The organism is Pseudomonas sp. rhizo25, from assembly GCF_031931935.1.
Classification (GTDB): Bacteria; Pseudomonadota; Gammaproteobacteria; order Pseudomonadales; family Pseudomonadaceae; genus Aquipseudomonas; species Aquipseudomonas synxantha.
In genome coordinates this window covers 584,826-606,937 of the sequence record NZ_JAUJXA010000001.1, presented here as the reverse complement: position 1 = coordinate 606,937, position 22,112 = coordinate 584,826, and the positions used below count along the sequence as shown (strand labels likewise).

Below are 22,112 nucleotides of genomic sequence, written 5' to 3'. Positions count from 1 at the left end.
CGCGCAGTACGCAGAGGCCAAGTGAAAACTGCTCTGTGTGGGAGCTGGCTTGCCTGCGATGGCATCGCTGCGGTGCAACTGATGCACCGAGTCGCCTGCATCGCGGGCAAGCCCGGCTCCCACAGAGGTCAGCGGTGTTGTTGGAATAGGGTTCACAGGCATGTCCTCGCTTACAGACCGTGGGCCATGGCTTTGTCGATCAGCCAGTTCAGCGATGGGCCGCGGTCACTGGTGACTTCCACCGGGCGACCGGCGTAGGTGCTGTCCAGCGGTGCGTCGGGCTTGATCTGCACACGGATGTCAGAGGACAGGTCGGCGCTGTTCAGGCTGGTGCTGCTGACGATGGTGCCGGTGCGAACCTGTTCTTCGTCGGCGACCTGGAAGCTCACCGGCGTACCTGGACGCACATCGCCAAACTGGCGGTAGGTGAAGCGGGCTTCGACGTTAGCCTGGCTGCCACGCGGCACCAGTTGGAAGATCACATCGCCCTTGCTGGCGTACTGGCCGTCGGCGACCAGTTGCTGGGCGACCACGCAATCGCATGGCGAGGTGAGGGTGCCGGTCATTTGCTTGCCGAACAGCTCTTCAACCTTGGCCGGTTGCAGTTGGTCTTCGTCCAGGTGGCCCTTGAGCACGTCGAGCATACTGGTGCTGAACGTCGCCAGTGGCGCGCCCTTGGCCGCTACCGAGTCACCTTTGAGCAGGCTCTGCACGGTGCCGTCACGCGGCATGGTTACGTTCATGCCCGGTACGCTGACGAGGCCGGCCTGGGCGTGGCTGACGAAGTACATGCCGTACAGCGATTTGAAGACAAAACCGAACGCGGCCAGGCCCACCAGGAAAATCGCCAGGCTGAACGTCACGGCACGCAGGCGACCGAATGCGGTCATGCCGCTGCCGCCGTCCTTGACCTTGCGTGCCTTGGTGAAGTTGTCGCGTTGCAGGGTCGCCAGCACGTCGCCCATGGTCACGATGTCGCCGGACAGGTGCGAGGTGATCAGGTGGCGCAGGGTGGAAATGTCCTGGGCATCGAGGTTCTGGAACTGGCAGCCGGTGCGGCCGGTCTGGCGGTCGTAGGAGCGAATCTGCAGCTCCACATCCATGGCCAGGCCGAGGTTATCGATCACGAACTGCAGGCGGCCCTTGTGCACCTGGCCGACGGTGAGCGGCTGGGTCGCGGTGAAGGCCAGGCCGCCGGCGGACAGGTCGATGACCCGCGCTTCGGTCGGCGTGCGGTCGCTGTTGAAGAAGCGCAGCTTGGCCGGGATTTTGACCCGTGCATGCTGGCGCTGGGCTTCGGATTCGTGGACAACGTTGGCGTTTACTTGGCTGTTCATAATGTTCTAGTTCCTAGTTAATTCAGGCTTGGCAGGGTCAGACCATCATCAGCAACACGGCAACGAAGATGCTGCCGGCGGAGAAGGTCATGGTCCGAGACGACCAGGTGTTGAACCAACGTTGAAAGCTGGCCAAATCGCGGGTCAGTTTGGTGTCCTGGCGGGTCCAGGACTGTTGATCAAGGCGGAAGAACACGTAGATCTTCACCAACGCGCCCATGATCTGGTTGTAATAGAGAATCATCGGGTAGGCCGGGCCGATCTTGTGGCCCGAGCACGACAGCAGCAGGGTCAGGATCAGGCGGGTAAGACCGATCCACAGCAGGTAGACCAGGATGAACGCGCCGCCGTACTTGAAGGTGGCAATCATCGCCACGGTCAGGCCTAGCAGGGAGGTCCACATCGACACGCGCTGATCGAACAGCACTACGCTGGTGAACAGGCCGAGGCGACGTACACCCAGGCCGAGGGCGCGGGAGTTCTGGCGCAGGTTGTTGCCATACCAGCGGAACATCAGCTTGCGGCTGGCCTTGATGAAGCTTTTTTCCGGCGGATGTTCCACGGTGTTGATCGCGGCGTCCGGCACGTAGAAGGTGTCGTAGCCCAGGCGCATCAGGCTGAACCAGCTGGACTTGTCATCACCGGTCAGGAACTTGAAGCGCCCCAGGCGCCAGTGTTGCAGCGAGTCGCTTTCCACGTCGGCGATAAAGCCCGGGTCGGTGACCACGCTGGCACGGAACACCGACATGCGCCCGGTCATGGTCAGTACGCGCTTGGACAAGGCCATGGAGCACATGTTGATGTGGCGCTGGGCGAAACGCAGCTTGTGCCACTCGCTCATGATATAGCCGCCGCGTACTTCGCAGAATTCGTTGGTGGTCAGGCCGCCGACATTACCGAACAGTTGGAACCACGGCACGGTCTTGCGCACCACACCTTCGGCCAGCACCGTGTCGCCATCGATTACGGCTACCACGGCGCGGTCATCCGGCAGGTGGCGAGAGATAGCACGGAAACCAAAGGCCAGGCCGTCACGCTTGCCGGTACCGGCGATGCGCACGAAGTCGAGCTTGACGTGGGCCGGCGGGTTCATCTTTTCCCAGAGGCTCTTGACCAGCAGCTCATCGGACATTTCCACCAGCGAGCAGACCACGGTAGTAGGGAAGCCGCATTCGATGGCTTCACGGATCACCGAGCTGTAGACCTGGGCGGTGGTCAGCGCGTCGATGCGGAAACTGGTGACCATCAGGAACACATGGGACGGGTCGGCGGCCTTGCCCAGCTTGCGCACTTTGCGGCGCAGGTGCGGATAGACCACGTACAGGAACAGCATGCCGCGAAAGAAATGCGTCGCGCCCATGGAGTAGCGCCAGATACCCACGGCACCAATCAGGAAAATAAAATTCTTCGATTGCGAATCGAAGGTGCTCGCCGGCAACAGCAGGGCGAGACCCATCAGCAGGCTGAGGAAGAACAACCAGCCGGCCGCTTGCAGAAATATATGTTTTAACTTGGACATAAGCGTCATCCGCAGGGGGAGGAGGCTTCAGGCTGCAAGCGCTGGGGATAAAGACACTTGCAGCCTGAAACTTGCCGTTGCTGTTACCAGCAAATACCTTCGGTACGGCCGCTCACGCTGGTGGCCTTGGACATGAAGCCCACCAGATCGACCACTTGCTTGCCATGCGGGGCGTTCTGCGCCAGGGCACGGAACTTCTCATCACGGTTGCCCAGGATGATCACGTCGGAGTTGTTGATCACGTCGTCGAAGTTCGAGTTGAGCAGGGACGACACGTGGGGGATCTTGCCTTCGATGTAGTCCTTGTTTGCGCCGTGCACACGGGCGTACTCGACGTTGCTGTCGTAGATGCTCAGGTCGTAGCCCTTGCCGATCAGCATTTCCGCCAGTTCCACCAGTGGGCTTTCACGCAGGTCGTCGGTACCGGCCTTGAAGCTCAGGCCCAACAGCGCAACTTTGCGCTTGTCGTGGCTGGAAACGATGTCGAAGGCGTTCTGTACCTGGGACTCGTTGCTGCGCATCAGCGAGTTGAGCAGCGGCGCTTCCACGTCCAGGGAGCCGGCGCGGTAGGTCAGGGCACGCACGTCTTTTGGCAGGCACGAACCGCCGAAGGCGAAGCCTGGACGCATGTAGTACTGGGACAGGTTGAGGGTTTTGTCCTGGCACACCACTTCCATTACTTCGCGACCATCGACGCCGACGGCCTTGGCGATGTTGCCGATCTCGTTGGCGAAGGTGACCTTGGTGGCGTGCCACACGTTGCAGGTGTACTTGATCATCTCGGCAACGGCGATGTCCTTGCGGATGATCGGTGCGTCGAGTTCTTCGTACAGCGACTGCAGGACATCGCCGGAGGCTTTGTCGAACTCGCCGATGACGGTCATCGGTGGCAGGTCGTAGTCAGCGATGGCGGTGGATTCACGCAGGAATTCCGGGTTGACCGCGACACCGAAGTCGACGCCGGCTTTCTTGCCGGAGCAATCTTCGAGGATCGGGATCACCACGTTGGCCACGGTGCCAGGCAATACGGTGCTGCGCACCACGATGGTGTGGCGGGTGGTCTTGTCACGCAGCACAAAACCGATCTCGCGGCATACCGATTCGATGTAGTTGAGCTCCAGGTCGCCGTTTTTCTTGCTTGGCGTACCGACGCAGATCATCGACAAGTCGGTGTCACGAATGGCTTCGGCGAAGTTGGTGGTACCGCGCAGCCGGCCAGTCTCGATGCCCTGGCTCAACAGTTCGCCCAGACCCGGTTCAACGATTGGCGATTTACCCGCGTTGATCAGGTCGATCTTTTCCTTGGAGATGTCTACGCCGACCACTTCGTGGCCACGGGCAGACAGGCAACCGGCACAGACCGCGCCAACGTAACCCAAACCAAATATGCTGATACGCATCGCATTTACCTCTTTGTCACTGAAGACGTTCTTAATCATGCCAATAGATGGCCGGAGTTCATGTTTGCAAGCGTCACTGATGCCGCGAAAGTTAGGCGAATAGACGCCGACTTGCCGCGTGCAGGCATGTTGAATAGTGAGTGACTAACTATTGCACTCAAGTTGTGCGCAACTTGGCCTTTTTATTGGGGCTTGCCCTGAAATGCAGCCGGGCTTCCTTGGTGGAGGGCTCCGGCGCCAGTGCCGCAGGGCTTTGATACAGGCTTAAAGCCTTTTGATATCAATGCCTTGGGTTTTCACCACTGGCTCATTTAGGTCAGCGCTGCCTTGGCCTTCAGGGTTGGCAATAAGTGCTTATCGCTACCCTCAACTCAAACAGTTGATGTTATGACCATAGAGTCAAAGTGTTTTATGACAACTTGACTACTTCCGTTGGTCGCTGTGTAAGTCATCTCTTACGTAAACAGAGAATTTCGTTACCGGTGGTATGAGCGGCGCTTCAGGGTGAAGTTCCTGGCCGCTCATCCTGTTTCTGGAAATTTCTTGAAATATTAGAAAAGATGGCACTGGTACTATAGTGATAGCACTTGCTATTTAGGCCAGTAGTTGTAGGGAGTTGGAGAGAGAAGATAGTTTTGTGCCACTACTGTTTAAAAAAAGTGGTGCCACTACGAAAAAAACTGACGAGTGTCGAGTGAAGAAATCGTTAGGGTTGTATCTGGATATTTTTCTGGCGCCAAATAAATGACGATTTATGGTTTGGAATACAAACAAAATGTGGGAGGGGGCTTGCTCCCGATAGCGGTGCGTCAGTCACTGAAGTGTTGACTGAATTACCGCTATCGGGAGCAAGCCCCCTCCCACATTTGATCCGCAGTGTCTGTGCAGCCTTATTCCGGTGCGTGATCGCGCAAGAACACCAGGTTATCCGGCTTGGACTGCTCCGCATTGAAGCGATAGCCCTGTACATCGAACTGCTTGAGCTTGGCCGGGTCGTTGATGCGCTCTTCGATCACAAAGCGGCTCATCATGCCCCGGGCCTTCTTCGCGTAGAAGCTGATGATCTTGTACTGGCCGTTCTTCAGGTCCTTGAACTCGGTGTTGATGACCCGCGCATTCAGGGCCGGGCGCTTGACCGCCGAGAAGTACTCGTTGGAGGCCAGGTTGAGCAGCACGTCATCGCCCTGTGCGGACAATGCTTCGTTCAGCCATTCGCTGATGCGCGTGCTCCAGAAGGCGTAGAGGTCCTTGCCACGGGCGTTGGCCAGCTTGGTGCCCATCTCCAGGCGGTAGGGCATCATCAGGTCCAGGGGGCGCAGCAGGCCGTAGAGGCCCGAGAGCATGCGCAGGTGATCCTGGGCGTAGCTGAAATCGGCATCGCTGAAGGTCTCGGCGTTCAGGCCGGTGTACACATCGCCCTTGAATGCCAGCAGCGCCTGCTTGGCATTGGCCGGGGTGAAGGCGGGCGTCCAGCTGCCGAAGCGGGCGGCGTTGAGGCCACCGATCTTGTCGGAGACGTGCATCAACTCGCTGATTTGCGCCGGGCTCAGCTTGCGCAGTTGTTCGATCAGTTCCTGGGAGTGGTCCAGGTATTGCGGCTGGGTGAAGCGCGCAGTGACCGGCTTGGACTCGAAGTCGAGGGTTTTGGCGGGGGAAATCACCATCAGCATGAAGTTGGCTCCTTTAATCGTGGGCGAGATTCTAGGGGGTGGGGCGTTTTGACTCCACCTATGATGGTGATAGGTGCGATCCGCTATGATGGCCGGTAACTCTGGAAAGGAAGACCCCGTGTGCGATTAGCGCTTTTATTGTCGGCTTGTCTACTATGCGTCACCGCCCAAGCCGCGCCGGTTGACGTAGCCAGCCTCGACCGCAGCACCTGGCCGGAAAAACTCAGCAGCCCGGCGCTGTTCGATGTGGCTTCGCGTGCGGAGATCCTCATGTTTGCCCACAGCCTGTTGGCCAGTGAGGCCCTGGACGAAAGCGCGCTCAAGCAGCGCCTGGGCTTGAAGATCATCAACCTGGCGGCTATCGACGACCTGCGTCGCCAGTTGTGGCAACGGCTGTTGGAGAACTACAGCTTCGCCCAGCAAAGCTGCGAAGAAGATGCCTCGTTCTGCTTCCTGGTGGACAACATGGACGACCTGCGTGAGCAGGCCGGCAAGTTCGAGGTCAGTGACAACTCTTTCTATATAGGCTGGGCCGCCCCCAGCCGGCACTTCCACGAGCGCTATCTCGACGAACTGCTGCGCAAGGCCGCGCTGTTCCCGCAGATCAGCAGTGAAGTGGCGCGCTTTGGTGATCATGAGCGCAATGGCGACGAGCTCAATGACCGCATGTTCCTGCTGACCTTCGATGGCGGCCCGGCACCGGTTGGCGGCAATACCGACTGGCTCACCGACTACCTGCGCAAACAGAAGATGAACGCCACGTTCTTTGCCCTCGGCAGCAGCTTGCAAACCCGTGTAGAGCGCAGCTCTGCTGCCGATGTGCAGGCGCTGTACCAGGGGCAGTGCGTAGGTATCCAGGGTTGGGAGTACCGTTCCCACAGCCATTGGGTTGACTGGCAAAGCTCCATCACCCGCAGTGCCGCGCTGGTGCAGAACCTGATGCCGGAGAACTATCTGCCGCTGTTCCGCCCACCCTATGGGCAGCGCCGCGCGGACAGCCAGGGTTTCTTCCAGCAACAGGGTTTGCAGGTGGCGTTGTGGGACATCGATTCCCAGGACGAGCCGGGCAAGCTCAAGGCCGATGAGTCGGCGCAACGGGTGCTGACGCTGATGCTGCTGTGGCGCAAAGGTGTGATTGCCTTTCATGACACCCAGGACAAGGCGCGGGTGGCAATACCAATGGTGTTGCAGGCAACGGCGCAGAGTGGCTTGGGTTGGCAGGAGTGCCGCGAGGCGTTTCGCTGAGAATGCCCGGCCCTGTTGGGGATGAGGGTTTTTAGGGGTGATTTGCTGCGACATTTCGATGCAGGCGGACTTCCGACTTTAACGGGGCAGCTGGCACTCGGCTAGTGCTATTCGTCATCCTGAAAAATAAACTTCAAAAAAGCGTCAAAGTGCTTTTTCCTGTCATGGGTTTTGCGGTATTACGAAGTCAGACCGCCGAACCCTGCAACACAGGTGGCGTCTTCCAAGACTCCTCATGTGGGCACTGCACTTGACGTCACTCAGGTGTGGTCGGTGGTCGAATCGAGGCGCAGCACCGCCCAGGTATTGCGTCGACTGGCTCCCACAAAGGTGACCGAGTATGGATGATCATGGACGTACCCCTTCTTCCGACCAGCCAATCCTTTACGTGCTTGATACCAACGTATTGATCCACGATCCAAACGCACTGCTTAACTTCGAAGAACATCACGTCGCCATCCCGATGATCGTGCTTGAGGAGCTCGACAAACTCAAAAGCGGCCACCACAGCGTTGCCGCCGAATGCCGCCAGGCCATCCGCCTGATCGACAAGACGTTGGGTGAAGCTTCGCCCGAGGATGTTGAGGTCGGCGTGCCGATCCAGCGTGGCAAGAGCGGGCCCAAGGGCTTGCTGTCGATCCTGATGAGCAAGCGCAGCGAGCCCAATAGCCTGCTGCCGGAAAACCTCAACGACAACAAGATCATCAACCAGTTGATCGACCTGCACGCGCGCGACAAGGACCTGCGCGTAGTGCTGGTGACCAAAGACATCAATATGCGCCTCAAGGCACGAGCGTGTGGGATCGCTGCCGAGGACTACAGCACCGACCAGCTGGTCGACGACGTGTCGATGCTCTCCCGTGGTTATCACATGATGACCGGCTCGTTCTGGGATCGTGTCAGCAAGGTCGAGACCCGCCAGGACCACGGCCGTACCTGGCACCAGGTGCAGCTGATCGACAACCTGCCGGCCGTGCATATCAATGAGTTCATCGTCGACGAACAAGGCTTCGTGGGCTGGATCAAAGAGATCCAGGTCGACAAGCTGCTGATCCTCGACCTGCATCAGGAACCCCTGTTGCACCAGGAAGCCTGGGGCCTGAAACCGCGTGATATCTACCAGAGCCTGGCGCTGTACGCGCTGCTCGACCCGGATATCCACCTGGTCAATCTGACCGGTGCCGCAGGTTCGGGCAAAACCATCCTCGCCCTGGCTGCCGCCATCGAGCAAACCATGGTGACCAAGCGCTACCGCCGCATCATCGCCACCCGCAGCGTGCAGGGCTTGGACCAGGAAATCGGCTTCCTGCCTGGCACCGAGGCGGAAAAAATGGAGCCGTGGCTAGGGGCGATCACCGACAACCTCGAAGCCTTGCACATGGATGACGAAAACACCCATGGCAGCGTCGACTACATCCTCAGCAAAGTGCCGTTGCAGTTCAAATCCCTCAACTACATCCGCGGGCGCAGCTTCCAGCAGAGCCTGATCCTGATCGATGAATGCCAGAACCTTACCCCGCACCAGATGAAAACCATCATCACCCGTGCCGGCGCCGGTTCCAAAGTGGTGTGCCTGGGCAATCTGGCACAGATCGACACCCCTTACCTGTCCGCGACCAGCTCCGGGCTGACCTACCTGACGGAACGCTTCAAAGACTTCCCCAACGGCGTGCATATCGCGCTGCAAGGGGTGCCTCGTTCGATCCTGGCTGAATACGCCGAATCCCACCTGTAACCAACAAGTGGCTAAATGCCACGAACCACCCCGGATTTTTCACGAAATCCGGGGTTTTTGTTGTTGGCGACATTTGTCTGCGATAACGCGCCCTGGGTGCTTGTGGTCTTTGTAATTATTTTGTTACATTTTTTCTCGCGGTAAAAACAATAAAAACACTCCACAACCCGTCGGAGCGCCACCTCCTTGATTCGACGAACCTTTTGAAGACCTATCTAGGGTTTTCACCGTGACCCTGCCTATTACAAAAGCCCGAAACACCGCTCATTGACGACGCACATATCCAAAGGGAAAGGAAAATGGACGTAGCAGGTAATGGCTTCACTGTGTCGCAACGCAAGCACTCTACTCGTTTCAAGCAGATGCCCCTGACACCCATCGCACTCGGCCTGGCCCTATGGCTGGGGCAGGGCTCGATGGCCTGGGCCGATGACAATCCCTATACGTCACAAGTATTGGAATCGGCGTTCAGGAAAGCCGTCGCGTCATTCGGCCCCAACACCGACGTGTACAAGAACCTGCGGTTTGCCTACGCGGATATCGTCGACCTGGCGGCCAAGGACTTCGCTGCCCAGTCCGGAAAGTTCGACTCGGCCCTCAAGCAGAACTACGAACTACAGCCTGAAAACCTCACCATCGGCGCCATGCTCGGCGATACCCGGCGACCGCTGGACTACACCTCGCGCCTGGATTACTACCGCAGTCGGCTGTTCAGCAACAATGGTCGCTACACCACCAATATTCTCGATTTTTCCAAGGCCATCATCGCCAACCTGCCGGCCGCCAAGCCCTATACCTACGTAGAGCCGGGCGTGAGCAGCAACCTCAACGCGCAACTGAACGCCGGGCAATCCTGGGCTGGCGCAACCCGTGACTGGAGCGCCAACGCGCAAACCTGGAAGACCCCGGAAGCCCAGGTCAACTCTGGCCTGGACCGCACCAACGCGTACTATGCCTATGCCCTGGGCATCACCGGCAAGGGTGTGAATGTCGGCGTGCTGGACTCGGGCGTTCTCACCCGGCACTTCGAATTCCAGGGCAAGAATGCCCAGGGCCAGGACCGCGTGCAGGCGGTGACCTCCACCGGCGAGTACTACGCCACCCATCCGCGCTACCGTCTTGAAGTGCCCAGCGGCGAGTTCAAGCAGGGTGAGCATTTCAGCATTCCCGGGGAATACGACCCGGCGTTCAACGATGGTCACGGTACGGAAATGTCCGGTGTGCTCGGGGCCAGCCGCAACGGCACCGGTATGCACGGCATTGCCTTCGATGCGAATATCTTTGTCGCCAACACCGGCGGCAGCGACAACGATCGGTACCAAGGTTCCAACGACCTCGACTACAACGCGTTCATGGCCAGCTATAACGCCCTGGCGGCGAAGAACGTGTCGATCGTCAACCAGAGCTGGGGGCAAAGCTCGCGCGATGACGTGGAGAACCACTTCGGTACGGTCGGCGACAGCGCCGCGCAAAATCTGCGGGACATGACCGCGGCCTATCGCCCGTTCTGGGACAAGGCCCACGCCGGTCACAAGACCTGGATGGACGCCATGGCTGACACCGCACGGCAAAACACCTTTATCCAGATCATCTCGGCGGGCAACGACAGCCACGGTGCCAACCCGGATACCAACGCCAACCTGCCGTTTTTCAAGCCGGATATTGAAGGCAAATTCCTCGCGATCACCGGCTATGACGAGACCAGCGCCCAGGTCTACAACCGTTGCGGCACCTCGAAGTGGTGGTGCGTGATGGGTGTGTCGGGCATCCCGTCCGCAGGGCCGGAGGGTGAAATCATCCCCAACGCCAACGGCACCTCCGCCGCCGCGCCGAGCGTTTCCGGGGCCTTGGCCCTGGTGATCCAGCGCTTTCCCTACATGACCGCCAGCCAGGCGCGGGACGTATTGCTCACCACCTCCAGCCTGCAGGCGCCGGATGGCCCAGACACACCTGTCGGTGAGCTGACAGGTGGCCGCACCTACGACAACCTGCAGCCGGTGCACGATGCCGCCCTGGGTACGCCGCAAGTGCCGGGTGTGGTCAGCGGCTGGGGCCTGCCCAACCTGCAAAAAGCCATGCAAGGGCCAGGGCAGTTCCTCGGTGCGGTGGCGGTGGCCTTGCCTGCCGGTACCCGCGATATCTGGGCCAACCCGATTTCCGATGAGGCCATTCGCGCCCGGCGCGTGGAAGACGCTGCCGAGCAGGCGACCTGGACGGCGACCAAGCAGCAAAAGGGCTGGTTCAATGGCCTGCCCGCCAATGCCTCGGCCGATGATCAGTTCGAATACGAGATCGGCCATGCCCGGGAACAGGCGACGCTGACCCGTGGCCAGGACCTGCTTACCGGCGCCACCTACGTTGGCAGCCTGGTCAAGTCGGGGGATGGCGAACTGGTGCTGGAGGGCCAGAACACCTATTCAGGCAGCACCTGGGTGCGCGGTGGCACATTGTCGGTGGATGGCGTGTTGACCTCTGCCGTGACGGTGGATGGCAGCGCCGTGGGCACGCGCAATGCGGATAACGGCGTGCTGACCACCTTGGGCGGCACCCTTGCCGGCAACGGTACAGTGGGCGTCTTGAGCTTGAACGCTGGCGGGCGCGTGGCACCGGGGCATTCGATTGGCACGTTGCGTACTGGCGACGTGACCTTCAATCCGGGCTCGGTGTATGCCGTCGAAGTCGGCCCCAATGGCCGCAGCGACCAGATCCAGAGCAGCGGCGTGGCGACCCTCAATGGCGGCCAGGTGAACGTGTCCCTGGAGAACAGCCAAAACCTGCTGTCCGCCAGCGAGGCGCGCAGTTTGCTGGGCCAGCAGTTCAGCATCCTCAGCGCCAGCCAGGGCATCAATGGCCAGTTTGCGGCGTTCGCGCCCAACTACCTGTTCATTGGCACGCAGCTCAACTACCAACCCAACCAGCTGACCCTGGCGATAGCGCGCAACCAGACCAGCTTCGCCAGCGTCGCACAAACCCGCAACGAACGGGCGGTGGCGACAGCGGCCGAGACGCTGGGCGCCGGCAGCCCGGTCTACGAAAGCCTGTTGGCTTCGGATTCCGCCGACCAGGCACGGGACGCGTTCAAGCAACTCTCGGGGCAACTGCACTCGGATGTGGCGGCGGCGCAAATGGCCGACAGCCGTTACCTGCGCGAAGCGGTCAACGGGCGTCTGCAGCAGGCCCAGGCGCTGGATTCCAGCGCGCAGATTCAGGCCAGCGACAACGGCGGCTGGGTGCAACTGCTGGGCGGGCGTAATAACGTCAGCGGTGACAACAACGCTAGTGGCTACTCGTCGTCCACCAGCGGCGTGCTGCTGGGTTTGGACACCGAGGTGAGTGATGGCTGGCGGGTGGGGGCGGCGACCGGTTATACCCAGAGCCACCTCAATGGCCAGTCGGCTTCGGCGGACAGCGACAACTATCACCTGTCGGTATATGGCGGTAAGCGCTTCGAAGCCATTGCCCTGCGCCTGGGTGGCGCCACCACCTGGCACCGCCTGGACACTTCGCGGCGGGTCGCCTACGCCAATCAGTCGGACTACGCCAAGGCCGACTACAGCGCACGCACCGACCAAGTGTTCGCCGAGATCGGCTACACCCAATGGAGCCTGCTCGAACCCTTCGCCAACCTCACGTACCTGAACTATCAAAGCGACTCGTTCAAGGAGAAAGGCGGTGCCGCTGCTTTGCACGCCAGTAAGCAAAGCCAGGACGCGACGCTGTCGACCCTGGGCCTGCGTGCGCATACGCAGTTGCCGATCAGCGCCACCTCGGCGGTGACCTTGCGCGGTGAGTTGGGTTGGGAGCATCAGTTCGGTGACACCGACCGCGAAGCCTCGCTGAAGTTTGCCGGCAGCGACACCGCCTTTGCCGTCAACAGCGTGCCCGTGGCCCGGGATGGCGCGGTGATCAAGGCCAGCGCGGAGATGGCCTTGACCAAGGACACCCTGGTGTCGTTGAACTACAGCGGCTTGCTGTCCAACCGCGGTAACAACAACGGGATCAATGCCGGGTTTACCTTCCGTTTCTAACCTTGCACTTGATCTTCGTGTAGGAGCGAGCTTGCTCGCGAAGGACGCCAACGATAACGCGGGGTAGCAGGAACCCCGCGATATCGTCTGGTTTTTCGCGAGCAAGCTTGCTTCTACAAGGTTTACAATTGCTGCTCCCGATCAGGAGTATCCCTGTGCTGACTCATCTCGATTCCCAAGGTCGCGCCCATATGGTCGACGTCACCGATAAAGCCGTGACCTTCCGTGAGGCGGTGGCCGAAGCGCGGGTGCGCATGTTGCCCGAAACCCTGACAATGATTGTCGACGGCGCCCACCCCAAGGGCGACGTATTCGCCGTGGCCCGCATCGCCGGGATCCAGGCGGCAAAAAAAACCAGTGACTTGATCCCCCTGTGCCACCCGCTGATGCTTACCGGCGTCAAGGTCGAGCTACGCGCCGATGGCGTGGATGCCGTGCATATCCTGGCGCGCTGCAAACTCTCCGGCCAGACCGGCGTGGAAATGGAAGCCTTGACTGCCGCCAGCGTTGCGGCGTTGACCATCTACGACATGTGCAAGGCCGTGGACCGTGGCATGACCATCGAAAGCATTCGCCTGCTGGAAAAGCTGGGCGGTAAGAGCGGGCACTTCAAGGCGGATCAGGTATGAGTATCAACGTGCTGTTTTTTGCCCGCTACAGCGAAGCGATTGGCCTGGATTCGCTGGAGATGGAAGGTGACTTCGCCACCGTCGACGCCGTACGCCAAGCATTGGCGGGTGATCCGGGCTTCGAAGTGCTCAACGAGACCAGCCTGATGTGCGCCCGCAACCAGGAGCTATGTGGCCTCGACGAGCCACTGCAAGCCGGCGATGAAGTCGCGTTTTTCCCACCCGTGACCGGAGGCTGACCATGGCCATTCGTGTGCAAGTCGAAGCCTTTGATCCCGGCGCTGAAGTCAACGCCATGCACGCCGCCAATGTCGGCGTGGGCGCGGTGGTGAGTTTTGTCGGCTATGTGCGCGACTTCAATGACGGGTGTGATGTGTCGGGGATGTTTCTTGAGCACTACTCCGGCATGACCGAAAAGGCTTTGGCCAAGATTGCCGTCGAGGCTGAGCAGCGCTGGCCGTTGCTCAAGCTGGAGGTGCTGCATCGTATCGGCGCGCTGGAGCCGGGAGAGCCGATTGTGTTTGTCGCGGCGGCGAGTGCGCATCGCCAGGCGGCGTTTGATGCCTGTGCGTTTGTGATGGATTACTTGAAGACGCGGGCGCCGTTCTGGAAGAAGGAAAACACCAGCGAGGGGCCGCGTTGGGTAGACGGGCGGGACAGCGACCACGCGGCAGCAGACCGCTGGAAATAGCACGCCAAACACAGATGCAAATGTGGGAGGGGGCTTGCTCCCGATAGCGGTGGCACATTCAACATCTCTGTTGATTGACCCATTGCTATCGGGAGCAAGCCCCCTCCCACATTTTTGATCGAGTTTTAGCCGTTAAGGGCGTTTGCGTTCTACAGCTCGCAGCAAGTGCGTTGGCGGCGTCTCACAACTGATCTTGCGCCCCAGCAGTGTCTCGATCGACGGCAACTGATACGAATCATCTTCCCCGGCAAAGCTGATCGACACACCCGCAGCCCCGGCACGCCCGGTACGACCGATACGGTGCACGTAGTCGTCCGGCACTTCCGGCAGGGTGAAGTTGATCACGTGGCTGATGCCGTCGATATGAATACCGCGCCCGGCCACGTCGGTGGCCACCAGTACGCGGATCTTGCCTTCGCGAAAGCCTTCCAACGTCTTGATACGCTTGTGCTGCGGCACGTCGCCCGACAGTTGCGCGGCATTGACGCCATCGCGCACCAGGCGTTCTTCGATGCGGCGCACTTCGTCCTTGCGGTTGGCGAACACCATCACGCGCTCCCAACCGTTGTCATTGACCAGGTTGTAGAGCAGCTTGTACTTGTCGGCACCGGCCACGGCGTAGATGTGCTGCTCGACGTTTTCGCTGGCGACGTTCAGCGCCTCGATCTCGACGATGGACGGGTCGGTGGTCCACTGCTTGGCGAGGTTCATCACGTCTTCGGTGAAGGTCGCGGAGAACAGCAGGGTCTGGCGCTCGGCTTTGGGCGGGGTCTGGCGGATGATCTGGCGTACTTGCGGGATAAAGCCCATGTCGAGCATGCGGTCGGCTTCGTCCAGCACCATCACTTCGACCATGTCCAGGTGCACGTCGCCGCGCTGGTTGAAGTCCAGCAGGCGGCCGGGGGTGGCGACCAGGATATCGCAGTGGCGGGCTTCAAGGTGCTTGAGCTGTTTGTCGAAGTCCATGCCGCCGACGAAGGTCATCACGTTGAGGCCGGTGTACTTGGTCAGATCGGCGGCGTCCTTGGCGATCTGCACCACCAGCTCCCGGGTCGGGGCGATGATCAACGCGCGCGGTTCACCCATGTAGCGCTCTTTCGGCGGTGGCGTCTGCAGCAGCTGGGTGATGATCGAGATCAGGAATGCGGCGGTCTTGCCGGTACCGGTCTGGGCACGGCCGATGGCGTCTTTACCCGCGAGGGTGAAACCCAGCACCTGCGCCTGGATCGGCGTGCAGTACGGGAAGCCCAGGTCCTGGATGGCATGCATCAGTTCCGGGGCCAGCTTGAAGTCGTGGAAGCGGGTCTTGCCTTCCTGGGGCTCGACGACGAAGTCTTCGAGTTTCCACGGGGTTACCGGCGGCTTGGGCGCGCGTTCGCGACGTGGTTTGGCCGCAGGCGCCGTAGCGACCTCGGCAGGCTGGGCCTGTTCAGGCGGCGTCACCGAGGGTTGTTTCGGTGCGGCGGCGGGCGTAGTCCGGCCAGGCTGTGGACCGTCATTGCGGTTGCCGGGCTTGGGGGCAGGAGCACTGGGAACAGGCGCGAGCGGCTCAGCCGCGCTTTTGCCGAACATCTTCTTGAGTGCTTTGAGCACGGTCATCTCATTAATTGGTTAAGGAATATACGCCGGCCAGTGTAATGCAAGAATCGGGCGCGGCGTAGTGCGTCTGTCATACGGCTACATAAACGCGGGTTTCAGCGCAGGCGTTCAGCCAGCCAGGTGCCGATATCGCGTATCTCTTCGGGTAACACTTCGTGGCCCATTGGGTATTCCTGCCATGCCACGGTGACACCACGGCCCTTCAAATGCTCATAGGCGCTACGGCCCATGGCGTTCTGCACCACCTCGTCGTACTGACCATGCAGGCACAGTGTCGGAATGCGCTGCTGGCTGGCGGATAATTCCAGCTCATTATCAAAGGTTGGCGCGTAGGTGGAGAGGGCTATGACGCCACCCAGTGGCCCCTCCCAATTTAAGAACGCGGTGTGGAAAACCACGGCACCGCCCTGGGAAAAACCCGCGAGGAAAATTCGCGAAGCGTCTATCCCGGTTCTCTTCTGAGCCTCGATCAAATCAGTGAGCATTTTCGCCGAGACTTCCAGTTCTTCCAGGCTGATCGAACGCGCCGGGCTCATGGCCTTGATGTCGTACCAGCTCGGCATCTCGTAGCCGCCGTTGATGGTCACCGGGCGCGTCGGCGCCTGGGGCAAAACGAAGCGCGTGGTCAGCAAGCTTTCCTGCAGCGCCTCGGCTACCGGCAGGAAGTCGTAGCGATCGGCACCCAGGCCATGCAACCAGATAACGCAGGCATCTGCGGGCTTGGCGGGCTGAAGAATCAAGGGTTCGGTCATGTCTGCTCCATATATGTGCGCGCGCTCCGATTGGGGGCGTCGGAACGGTGCGCGACAGGTTGATCTGTTAAGAGAATGTCGCAAGGGTGAATCTTTTGCCATTAACCCAGGGTTGCAAGCGCTTGGCCAGCACTCTGGTACGCGCCTTGCTATGTGTAGGTCGATGTCAGAACTCTCCCGGGACGGTAACACTATCAGTGACCGCCGTTCAGGGGATAGCCGCTGGAATGATTGCGAAAACCTCATGCCGCTTGACCCCAAAAAAAGCCAACACGGGTCGATATCGCCTCATAAGGGTGCGCTGGGGTTGGAGCTTGGACACAACAAGAGCAACTGGAGGTTTGAATGAAGGTATTGAAATCCACCCTGGCCATCGTCACTGCGGCGGCTGTATTGGGTGTCAGTGGGTTTGCCCAGGCGGGCGCCACCCTGGATGCCGTGCAGAAGAAAGGCTTTGTGCAATGTGGCGTGAGTGATGGCCTGCCGGGCTTCTCGGTGCCGGATGCCAGTGGCAAGATCCTCGGCATTGATGCCGACTACTGCCGCGCCGTAGCCGCTGCGGTTTTCGGTGACGCCACCAAGGTCAAGTTCAGCCAGTTGAATGCCAAGGAGCGTTTCACCGCGCTGCAATCGGGCGAAGTCGACATCCTGTCGCGCAACACCACCATGACCAGCTCTCGCGATGCGGGCATGGGCCTGAAATTCCCAGGCTTCATTACCTACTACGACGGCATCGGCTTTTTGGTCAACAACAAGCTCGGCGTGAAAAGCGCCAAGGAGCTGGACGGAGCAACCATCTGCATCCAGGCCGGTACCACCACCGAGCTGAACGTTTCCGACTACTTCCGCGCCAATAACCTCAAGTACACCCCGATCACCTTCGACACCTCCGACGAAAGCGCCAAGTCGCTGGAATCCGGGCGTTGCGACGTGTTGACATCCGATAAGTCGCAACTGTTTGCTCAGCGCAGCAAGCTGGCCGCGCCGAAAGACTACGTGGTGCTGCCGGAAACCATTTCCAAGGAGCCTCTGGGCCCGGTCGTGCGTAACGGTGACGACGAGTGGCTGGCCATCGTGCGCTGGGTGGGCTACGCCATGCTCAACGCTGAAGAAGCCGGTGTGACCTCGAAAAACGTTGAAGCTGAAGCCAAGTCCACCAAGAACCCCGACGTCGCGCGTTTGCTCGGTGCCGATGGTGAATATGGCAAAGACTTGAAAGTGAAGAAGGACTGGGTCGTACAGATCGTCAAGCAAGTGGGCAACTACGGCGAAATGTTCGAGCGCAACCTGGGCAAGAGCACGCCACTGGAAATCGACCGTGGCCTGAACGCGCTGTGGAACAACGGCGGCATCCAATACGCACCCCCTGTGCGCTGATCGCTGATGGTTCTATCACCCGGTGGGCCAACCGCCGGGTGATGTTCTGTTCCATTCTTTGCGGGGCACTTCATGCAAAATCAAATCGGCGCACCCAAGCAGAAGCTCAGCTTCAGCGATCCCAAAGTGCGCGCGTGGCTATTCCAGATCATCACCATCGTGGCGGTGGTCTCGCTGGGCTGGTACCTGTTCCATAACACCCAGACCAACCTGCAACACCGGGGTATTACCTCGGGTTTCGACTTTCTTGAACGCAGTGCCGGCTTCGGCATCGCGCAGCATTTGATCGACTACACCGAATCGGACAGCTATGCCCGGGTGTTTGTGATCGGCTTGCTCAATACCTTGCTGGTGACCGTGATCGGTGTGGTGCTGGCAACCCTGCTCGGCTTTATCATCGGCGTGGCGCGGCTGTCGCCCAACTGGATGATCAGCAAGCTGGCGACGGTCTACGTAGAAGTCTTTCGCAATATCCCGCCGTTACTGCAAATCCTGTTCTGGTATTTCGCGGTGTTCCTGACCATGCCGGGGCCGCGCAACAGCCATAACTTCGGTGACACCTTCTTCGTCAGCAGTCGTGGTCTGAACATGCCGGCAGCCCTGGCGGCCGACGGGTTCTGGCCATTTGTCGCCAGCCTGGTGATCGCCATTGTCGCCATCGTGCTGATGACCCGCTGGGCCAACAGGCGCTTTGAAGCCACTGGCGTACCCTTCCATAAATTCTGGGCCGGCCTGGCGCTGTTCATCGTGATCCCGGCGTTATGTGCGTTGATCTTCGGCGCGCCGCTGCACTGGGAAATGCCCCGGCTTGCAGGCTTCAACTTCGTCGGTGGCTGGGTATTGATCCCTGAACTGCTGGCGCTGACCCTGGCGCTGACGGTGTATACAGCGGCGTTTATCGCCGAGATTGTGCGCTCGGGGATCAAGTCCGTGAGCCACGGCCAGACCGAAGCCGCGCGCTCACTAGGCTTGCGCCCGGGGCCAACGCTGCGCAAGGTCATCATCCCGCAGGCGCTGCGCGTGATCATCCCGCCGCTGACCAGCCAATACCTGAACCTGGCGAAAAACTCGTCGCTGGCCGCCGGTATCGGCTACCCGGAAATGGTTTCGCTGTTTGCCGGCACGGTGCTCAACCAGACCGGCCAGGCCATCGAGGTCATTGCCATCACCATGAGCGTGTACCTGGCGATCAGCATCAGCATTTCCCTGCTGATGAACTGGTACAACAAGCGCATTGCGCTGATCGAGCGGTGAGGAAACGCCCATGACGACGCATACGTTCAAACCTGACATGCCGCCGCCGAGCAAAGTCTTCGGGCCGGTGGCGTGGATGCGCGCCAACTTGTTCTCAAGCTGGCTCAACACCCTGCTGACCTTGCTGGCGATCTACCTGGTGTACCTGGTGGTGCCGCCGATCCTGCAGTGGGCCATTCTCGACGCCAACTGGGTCGGCACTACCCGCGCCGATTGCACGAAAGAGGGTGCTTGCTGGGTGTTCATCCAACAACGCTTCGGGCAATTCATGTACGGATACTACCCAGGCGAGCTGCGCTGGCGCGTAGACCTGACGGTGTGGCTGGCCATTGTCGGCGTGGCGCCGTTGTTCATCTCGCGTTTGCAACGCAAGGCGATCTACGGTCTGGGCTTTCTGGTGCTGTACCCGATCATCGCCTACTTCCTGCTGCACGGCGGCGTCTTCGGCCTGAGCACGGTGGCGACCAGCCAATGGGGCGGCCTGATGCTGACCCTGGTGATTGCCACGGTCGGCATCGCTGGTGCCTTGCCGCTGGGCATTGTGTTGGCGTTGGGGCGGCGCTCGAACATGCCGGCGATCCGGGTGGTTTGCGTGACCTTCATCGAGTTCTGGCGCGGCGTGCCGTTGATCACCGTGCTGTTCATGTCCTCGGTGATGTTGCCGTTGTTCCTGCCCGAAGGCATGAACTTCGACAAGCTGCTGCGAGCGCTGATCGGCGTGATCCTGTTCCAGTCGGCCTATGTGGCAGAAGTGGTGCGTGGTGGCTTGCAGGCGATTCCCAAGGGGCAGTACGAAGCCGCCGCGGCGATGGGCCTGGGTTACTGGCGCAGCATGGGCCTGGTGATTCTGCCGCAGGCTTTGAAGATGGTGATCCCGGGGATCGTCAATACCTTCATCGCACTGTTCAAGGACACCAGCCTTGTGATCATCATCGGCCTGTTCGACCTGCTCAACAGCGTCAAGCAAGCCGCCGCCGACCCCAAATGGCTGGGCATGGCCACCGAAGGCTACGTGTTCGCCGCCCTGGTGTTCTGGATTTTCTGTTTTGGCATGTCGCGCTATTCCATGCACCTGGAACGCAAGCTCGACACCGGCCACAAGCGTTAGGAGTGGTTTTTATGAGCGAAGCAATCAAGCAGCCTGTGAGCCCTGAAGGCATTATCCAGATGCAGGGTGTCAACAAGTGGTACGGCCAGTTCCATGTGTTGAAGGACATCAACCTCAACGTCAAGCAAGGCGAGCGCATCGTGCTGTGCGGCCCGTCGGGTTCGGGCAAGTCCACCACCATCCGCTGCCTCAATCGTCTGGAAGAGCACCAGCAGGGCCGCATCGTGGTCGATGGCGTGGAACTGACCAACGACCTCAAGCAGATCGAAGCGATCCGCCGTGAAGTCGGCATGGTGTTCCAGCACTTCAACCTGTTCCCGCATCTGACCATCCTGCAGAACTGCACACTGGCGCCGATGTGGGTGCGCAAGATGCCCAAGCGCAAGGCCGAGGAAATCGCCATGCATTACCTGGAGCGCGTGCGCATCCCGGAGCAGGCCCACAAGTTTCCGGGGCAACTCTCCGGCGGCCAGCAACAGCGTGTGGCGATTGCCCGTGCGCTGTGCATGAAGCCGAAAATCATGCTGTTCGACGAACCGACTTCGGCGCTGGACCCGGAAATGGTCAAGGAGGTATTGGACACCATGATCGGCCTGGCCGAAGACGGCATGACCATGTTGTGCGTGACCCACGAAATGGGCTTTGCCCGCACCGTGGCCAACCGTGTGATCTTCATGGACAAGGGCGAGATCGTGGAACAGGCGGCGCCGAATGACTTCTTTGACAACCCGCAGAATGATCGAACCAAGTTGTTCTTGAGCCAGATTTTGCATTGATCGGTGTTTGAAAAAACAAACCCGGCCTGGCCGGGTTTATTTTTTGGGTTAGGACGCTTTGAGTGCTTCAGTGTCGTTGTTCACGGTGTAGGTGAAGGCGCCGCGCATATCAGCGCCTTCCGCCAGGGCTTTCGCGTCCGCAAGCAGGTGCGGGTGGCGATCCAAGAATCGCATCAGCAGCACCAAGGGTTTGGGGGCTGGAACTTCGCCGCGTTCGTACCGGGAGAATGCGTTGTGGCCGCCACCGGACAGCAAATCCACGGCTTCCTTTTGCGTAAGGTGCAGTTTTCGGCGGATGCGCTTCATCTCGGCGCCGATCATTTTTCGAGCGGCGAGGACTAGCTCGTCACCCGCTTCGCCATAGCGATCTGCACTATCGGTATCGGGGTCCCAAAAGCCGTCGCCGCATACCTTGCATTCCCAGCCTGCAAGATTGTCGACTCGACGCTCCATGCCTTTGACGCTTATGGTTTCGCTGCGGCCCTCGAAATAGCTCAATGCATCAGGGGCGCCACAGATGTAGCACAGCTCGGTTTTTTTCATGGGTGTTTCTCCTTGAAGGAGATTACCGGAGGTCTACCGTCTGTGCAGTAAGTGACCTTGATGTAAATCTCCCTGCCTTTTGAATGAGTGTGGTACACGTCCTGCCAGACTCGATGGTCTCCATAAGTGGTCATCGACTTGTACAACATCCAGTTTTGCAACTCATAGATGACCTCCTGCATTTCCTCAAGGCTAAAGCACAGGTCCCAGCCGCATCGTTGTGCTGACTGGGTAAATGCTTTCCTCCCGAGCCGCCTGACGTCTGCTTTGATCACCGCCAAATCGTAATGAGGTGTGTACTTTTCCATAAGACACCTGAGTCCAATAATTACCCTATGAGGGTAATTTTACCAATCGAAAATACTGCTCCTTTTTGCTGCCTAAGAACCCTAGTGCGTTGCCTTTGTAGGCAACTCCGAATAGCCTGTAGGAAAATTCATCCTATGATT

Annotated in this window: 18 protein-coding genes; 10 read left to right on the top strand and 8 right to left on the bottom strand. The window is 59.7% G+C overall.

The features are described 5' to 3' along the window. Window positions 1–170: 170 nt before the first annotated feature. The 4 genes from QZR30_RS02865 to yaaA all read right to left on the bottom strand — a co-directional run bounded on the left by QZR30_RS02865 (window position 171) and on the right by yaaA (window position 5,926). Window positions 171–1,337, bottom strand: a complete 1,167-nt coding sequence (locus QZR30_RS02865) for an alginate biosynthesis protein Alg44 (protein ID WP_005785015.1) — start codon at window positions 1,335–1,337, stop codon at window positions 171–173. A 37-nt stretch (window positions 1,338–1,374) separates the two neighbouring features. Beyond that, window positions 1,375–2,856: a mannuronan synthase gene (gene alg8, locus QZR30_RS02860; RefSeq protein WP_162252742.1), complete on the bottom strand. Its 1,482-nt coding sequence runs from the start codon at window positions 2,854–2,856 to the stop codon at window positions 1,375–1,377. Window positions 2,857–2,939: 83 nt separating this feature from the next. Further along, on the bottom strand, window positions 2,940–4,256 hold the full coding sequence (locus QZR30_RS02855) for a nucleotide sugar dehydrogenase (RefSeq protein WP_043049799.1): 1,317 nt from the start codon (window positions 4,254–4,256) through the stop codon (window positions 2,940–2,942). Window positions 4,257–5,146: 890 nt separating this feature from the next. Continuing rightward, window positions 5,147–5,926: a peroxide stress protein YaaA gene (gene yaaA / locus QZR30_RS02850; protein ID WP_046071000.1), complete on the bottom strand. Its 780-nt coding sequence runs from the start codon at window positions 5,924–5,926 to the stop codon at window positions 5,147–5,149. A gap of 120 nt (window positions 5,927–6,046) precedes the next feature. Between yaaA and QZR30_RS02845 the strand changes: the two genes are divergently transcribed. From QZR30_RS02845 to moaE, 6 genes are all read left to right on the top strand, one after another. After that, window positions 6,047–7,171 (top strand): polysaccharide deacetylase family protein, encoded by a 1,125-nt coding sequence (locus QZR30_RS02845; RefSeq protein WP_056845477.1) that lies wholly within the window; start codon window positions 6,047–6,049, stop codon window positions 7,169–7,171. A 340-nt stretch (window positions 7,172–7,511) separates the two neighbouring features. After that, window positions 7,512–8,906 (top strand): PhoH family protein, encoded by a 1,395-nt coding sequence (locus QZR30_RS02840; protein ID WP_032877681.1) that lies wholly within the window; start codon window positions 7,512–7,514, stop codon window positions 8,904–8,906. Between the two features lie 299 nt (window positions 8,907–9,205). Beyond that, a complete protein-coding gene (locus QZR30_RS02835) occupies window positions 9,206–12,934 on the top strand; it encodes an autotransporter domain-containing protein (RefSeq protein ID WP_311902926.1) in 3,729 nt (1,242 codons plus the stop codon). Window positions 12,935–13,089: 155 nt separating this feature from the next. Then, window positions 13,090–13,563, top strand: coding sequence for a cyclic pyranopterin monophosphate synthase MoaC (moaC, locus tag QZR30_RS02830; protein ID WP_046071003.1), 474 nt, complete (start codon window positions 13,090–13,092; stop codon window positions 13,561–13,563). Continuing rightward, the gene (gene moaD, locus QZR30_RS02825) at window positions 13,560–13,802 is read left to right on the top strand and encodes a molybdopterin converting factor subunit 1 (protein ID WP_311902925.1); all 243 of its coding nucleotides are present in this window, start codon (window positions 13,560–13,562) and stop codon (window positions 13,800–13,802) included. The genes moaC and moaD overlap by 4 nt, the downstream gene beginning before the upstream one ends. A 2-nt stretch (window positions 13,803–13,804) precedes the next feature. After that, window positions 13,805–14,254: a molybdopterin synthase catalytic subunit MoaE gene (gene moaE / locus QZR30_RS02820; RefSeq protein ID WP_068966246.1), complete on the top strand. Its 450-nt coding sequence runs from the start codon at window positions 13,805–13,807 to the stop codon at window positions 14,252–14,254. 132 nt (window positions 14,255–14,386) lie between these two features. Here the strand turns inward: moaE and rhlB are convergent, their stop codons facing one another. Then, entirely contained in the window at window positions 14,387–15,853 is a 1,467-nt protein-coding gene (gene rhlB, locus QZR30_RS02815; RefSeq protein WP_046071006.1) for an ATP-dependent RNA helicase RhlB, read from the bottom strand. A gap of 95 nt (window positions 15,854–15,948) precedes the next feature. Next, on the bottom strand, window positions 15,949–16,605 hold the full coding sequence (locus tag QZR30_RS02810) for an alpha/beta hydrolase (RefSeq protein ID WP_046071007.1): 657 nt from the start codon (window positions 16,603–16,605) through the stop codon (window positions 15,949–15,951). 345 nt (window positions 16,606–16,950) lie between these two features. On the opposite strand from QZR30_RS02810, the gene QZR30_RS02805 reads away from it, so the two are divergent. The 4 genes from QZR30_RS02805 (at window position 16,951) to QZR30_RS02790 (ending at window position 21,120) form a co-directional block, all read left to right on the top strand. Next, window positions 16,951–17,982, top strand: coding sequence for an amino acid ABC transporter substrate-binding protein (locus QZR30_RS02805; protein WP_005785045.1), 1,032 nt, complete (start codon window positions 16,951–16,953; stop codon window positions 17,980–17,982). A gap of 72 nt (window positions 17,983–18,054) precedes the next feature. Then, window positions 18,055–19,236, top strand: a complete 1,182-nt coding sequence (locus tag QZR30_RS02800; protein WP_046071008.1) for an amino acid ABC transporter permease — start codon at window positions 18,055–18,057, stop codon at window positions 19,234–19,236. Window positions 19,237–19,246: 10 nt separating this feature from the next. Beyond that, window positions 19,247–20,344 carry an amino acid ABC transporter permease gene (locus QZR30_RS02795; protein WP_046071009.1) on the top strand — a complete coding sequence of 366 codons (1,098 nt, stop codon included), beginning with the start codon at window positions 19,247–19,249 and terminating at the stop codon, window positions 20,342–20,344. Window positions 20,345–20,355: 11 nt separating this feature from the next. Continuing rightward, complete coding sequence (locus QZR30_RS02790; RefSeq protein ID WP_003171943.1) at window positions 20,356–21,120, top strand: amino acid ABC transporter ATP-binding protein; 765 nt, start codon at window positions 20,356–20,358, stop codon at window positions 21,118–21,120. 48 nt (window positions 21,121–21,168) lie between these two features. Here the strand turns inward: QZR30_RS02790 and QZR30_RS02785 are convergent, their stop codons facing one another. After that, complete coding sequence (locus tag QZR30_RS02785) at window positions 21,169–21,663, bottom strand: type II toxin-antitoxin system MqsA family antitoxin (RefSeq protein WP_056845475.1); 495 nt, start codon at window positions 21,661–21,663, stop codon at window positions 21,169–21,171. Beyond that, on the bottom strand, window positions 21,660–21,971 hold the full coding sequence (locus QZR30_RS02780; RefSeq protein WP_043048596.1) for a type II toxin-antitoxin system MqsR family toxin: 312 nt from the start codon (window positions 21,969–21,971) through the stop codon (window positions 21,660–21,662). The genes QZR30_RS02785 and QZR30_RS02780 overlap by 4 nt, the downstream gene beginning before the upstream one ends. Window positions 21,972–22,112: the final 141 nt, after the last annotated feature.